Origin of the sequence: Bartonella sp. AP3QHHD (genome assembly GCF_042195765.1) — a bacterium.
Lineage (GTDB): Bacteria > Pseudomonadota > Alphaproteobacteria > Rhizobiales > Rhizobiaceae > Bartonella.
On record NZ_JBHIPC010000108.1, the window covers coordinates 1 to 3,436 of the forward strand.

Here is a 3,436-nt window from a genome sequence, read left to right on the forward strand (position 1 = left end):
GAAGTGTATGGCTCAATATATGAGAGACAATAAACTTGAAGCCTGCCCGCATGGTTTTCGCTCTAGTTTACGCGATTGGCTTGCTGAAACAACCTATGCCCCCTATGAGGTCGCTGAAACTATTCTAAGTCATACAGTCGGAGGACAAGTAGAGCGCTCCTATCGTCGTACTGACTATCTAGAACAGCGCCGTGTCTATATGGATAAATGGGCGGCTTATGTCACGGGTCAAACCTAAAATATGGGGTGAATAACCCCATTATCTGTGGATAACTTTAGCTCTCTTGTCTCTCATTCTTTCTCAATAAGATTCATCACGTATCACATCAGAAATTGTATAATAAAATATTGTTTTCTATGAATAAAACATCTTTCTAAATGAACCAAAATGTGGTTAATAAATAGTTATGATTTGTTACCATTTTTATAGTGAAAGGATTTTAATATGACAGAAAATGATATTCTTTTAACAGACCGTGAAAGTGCAAAATTGCTTCATATGAGTGTCTCAACTTTCCGCCGTCATGTAACCAATGGCTCTCTCCCAAAACCTTTAAAATTTGGTTTTTTATCGCGTTGGTTACAATCAGATCTTTTGAATGTCATCGAGCAAGCAAAACAGCAACGTTATAACGACGCGGCATAAAAAGAAAACCTTGTCACGTAAGGACGGACAAGGCTTTCTCAAGCTCATCAAACCTGGTGCTTTATTTGGTGTAAATTCAAGGCTTTCTCTGCTGAAGCAAGACTTAAGGCTGGCATTCAAGTTGTTCTGAATGTTTTTTACAATAAGGGCTATTTAAGCGTCTCTCAACACTTCGCTGAGGCGTGATAGAACCACTAAGAGGATACACCGGAATCCTATCATCTTGACAATTTTCACACCACTTTCCATTTTCACTTCTATAGTGGAAGCCAGATTGAAGCATACAAGTATGAATTATTGCCCATTCACCGAAACCTAATCCACTATTTTCTGTATCGGCATTATAAGGAGTTGGCTTACCACACTCTAACAATGCTTTTGCTACTTCAGTAGAATCTGCATCTGGCTTTTGCCATATAACAAAGTATTTTGAAGGAGGCTTTGAGTCACATCCAGCGATACTTAACAAAGCCATGCAACTCAACAGTTTTAAGATTTTCTTCATTTTTCCCCTCTTTCAATGGATTTATTTACGATAAAACAGAGCTCATAAACCTGTTGATATTTCCTGTCACCGCTGCTTAAAACAACGGTGAACAATATTGAGATGATTGGTTGAGAAAACAATCCCACCATTCCAAGCGAAGGCAAGGATGGCGGATTGTTGATCATCACTTAAGGCTTGCATTCAGGTTGTACTGGACTTCTTTTACAAAACGGGCTGTTTAAGCGCTTTTCGACACTTCTCTTCGGGATGACAGCACCAGGCTGACAAATGGGGAGGTTTTCCTCTTTAAAAGTATAACACGGACTCCCTCCCCCTTTATAACGGAATCCTGCTTGAATCATACATGTATAAGTTGTTGCTTTTGCATTGATGCTCTGCTTTCTATTTTCTGAATCAGGATCGATAAGACTCGGCATTCCACATTCTAATAAGGCTTTTCCTACCTCAGTAGAATCCGCACCTGACTTCTCCCACATACTCACGTACCCTGGAGCAGGTTTGTCAATGTTTTCAATGTCACATCCAGTAACCGTTAACAAAATGAGCAGGCTTAATAAATTAAAAAACATTTTCATTTTTTGTTCCCTGTTCTCGTTGAATAAAGTTTTTTAAAATCAAATGAACCGTAATTCCATCTACACGCATCACTCGCATCAGCATAACAATTATGGGGGCTCGGGTTAAGGCCCCAGACCGCTCTCCCCATCTCTCTGATTGGATTAGTTGCTATAGTAAATAAACTGTTTGCTGCAAATATCGTCATATAAAAAGGATTTTTTATACCTTTCTCCAAAAGTGAAAAATCTAGATTTAAAGGTGCCTTATAAGCCGTAGGCCAATTGTAACCAATCACTGTACTAATGGGGTCTAACATATGACCTTGTGTGTAGATATAATTTTTTTCGCCATCGCTTAGATAATCTACTGTATTGGCCATCGATTGCATGTGAGCAGCCGCTCCAACAAGATAGAAGTCTGTTTTCTTGGCTACACCGTGGATACCATGTTCTTGCAAGTCATTTGCTCCATTGCTTACTGTTAAGGTACCACGGCTATGCCCACTAACAATAGCATTGTCATTGCCATAACGATAGATAAAATCTTGGAACTTTTTGGTTGAATTGGTCAACCCCCAAGAGCCCCCTTCAAAAAACTTTTGATAAAATGCTACCCCTAATTCTACCAGCACATCGTCAGCTTGGGGAAAGTATGTAAAATAAAGGGGACCATTTTTATTAACAGCCAATTGGACAGCATTACCCGCAGCATCATCTGGTGAATTAAAAATGCCATTGTAGAACATATAAACAGCACCATTAGGGCCTTTTTGTAAATGCTTTTCTTCCTCTGGCTTTAAAAAGTGATACAGAGTGATATATTTTCCATCATTGCCTTTTATATACTCTCCATTTTCATCGGTTAAATAGAGGACATTGCCATTTTCATCATGCGCAACCTCACCTACTGGGTGCTCTTTGACATTTGTGATTTTATAAATTTTATCAAGGTATCCCAATCCTTCATCCGATAAATCATTGATCATATCTACGCGATTATGCACTACCCCCTCAAGCGATGCGACATCTAGCTGTTCTACTGCTTGGTGTGCTGCTGCGGTGTTGCGGTTGAGAGAGCCAATGATTTGTCCAGCATCTTGCCCCATCGCCCTCTGTCCAGTTGTATCAGTAAGGATGATAGTCCCATCGCTGATAGCAGATTTGGTTTCCCCTTCTGCTCCATCCTTGGCTTTGCCGTGATTTAAAACATTCTTGGCAATGTTCTTTATCGTGTCATTCCCAGAAATGCTAAACCCATGGCTGCTGGCTTTAGCATGGGCACTGTTGCTGATATCACTGGTGCTAATGCTTCCAGTGGTCAGGCTGTTTTTGTCCGCCGAGGCTGTGCTTTCAATAATACCTCCGGTCAGCGTTGTTTTGTCTTTAACAATGATATTAAAGCCGCCATCACCCGCTTTGATGCCTGATTGTTCCACAACACTATGATNTTCAATAATACCTCCGGTCAGCGTTGTTTTGTCTTTAACAATGATATTAAAGCCGCCATCACCCGCTTTGATGCCTGATTGTTCCACAACACTATGATAATCACTAGAGGATTTATCGTTTTGGAAAGAGGCGCTCATGGAGCCCCCACCACCCGTTTGTCCAGCACCAAACCCAACAGAAACAGAGTTTTGCTTACTGGAAGTTTGTCCCGTATCACTGCGGCTGGTAATGGCAAAATCACCCCCTACTTCCATTTCTACACGCTCTCCAGAAACC

At 40.7% G+C, this 3,436-nt stretch carries 3 protein-coding genes and 2 pseudogenes; 2 read left to right on the forward strand and 3 right to left on the reverse strand.

The features are described from left to right. Positions 1-238 (forward strand): annotated as a pseudogene (locus tag ACFIL7_RS09035) (integrase); the annotation flags it as partial. Positions 239-445: 207 nt separating this feature from the next. Then, positions 446-646 carry an AlpA family transcriptional regulator gene (locus tag ACFIL7_RS09040; protein ID WP_015856172.1) on the forward strand — a complete coding sequence of 67 codons (201 nt, stop codon included), beginning with the start codon at positions 446-448 and terminating at the stop codon, positions 644-646. A 103-nt stretch (positions 647-749) separates the two neighbouring features. On the opposite strand, the gene ACFIL7_RS09045 is transcribed toward ACFIL7_RS09040, so the two are convergent. The 3 genes and pseudogenes from ACFIL7_RS09045 to ACFIL7_RS09055 all read right to left on the reverse strand — a co-directional run. After that, positions 750-1,151 (reverse strand): hypothetical protein, encoded by a 402-nt coding sequence (locus tag ACFIL7_RS09045; protein WP_375612658.1) that lies wholly within the window; start codon positions 1,149-1,151, stop codon positions 750-752. Between the two features lie 170 nt (positions 1,152-1,321). Beyond that, a complete protein-coding gene (locus ACFIL7_RS09050) occupies positions 1,322-1,729 on the reverse strand; it encodes a hypothetical protein (RefSeq protein WP_375634567.1) in 408 nt (135 codons plus the stop codon). Continuing rightward, positions 1,726-3,436, reverse strand: a pseudogene (locus ACFIL7_RS09055) (filamentous hemagglutinin); the annotation flags it as partial. The gene ACFIL7_RS09050 and the pseudogene ACFIL7_RS09055, both read right to left, overlap by 4 nt.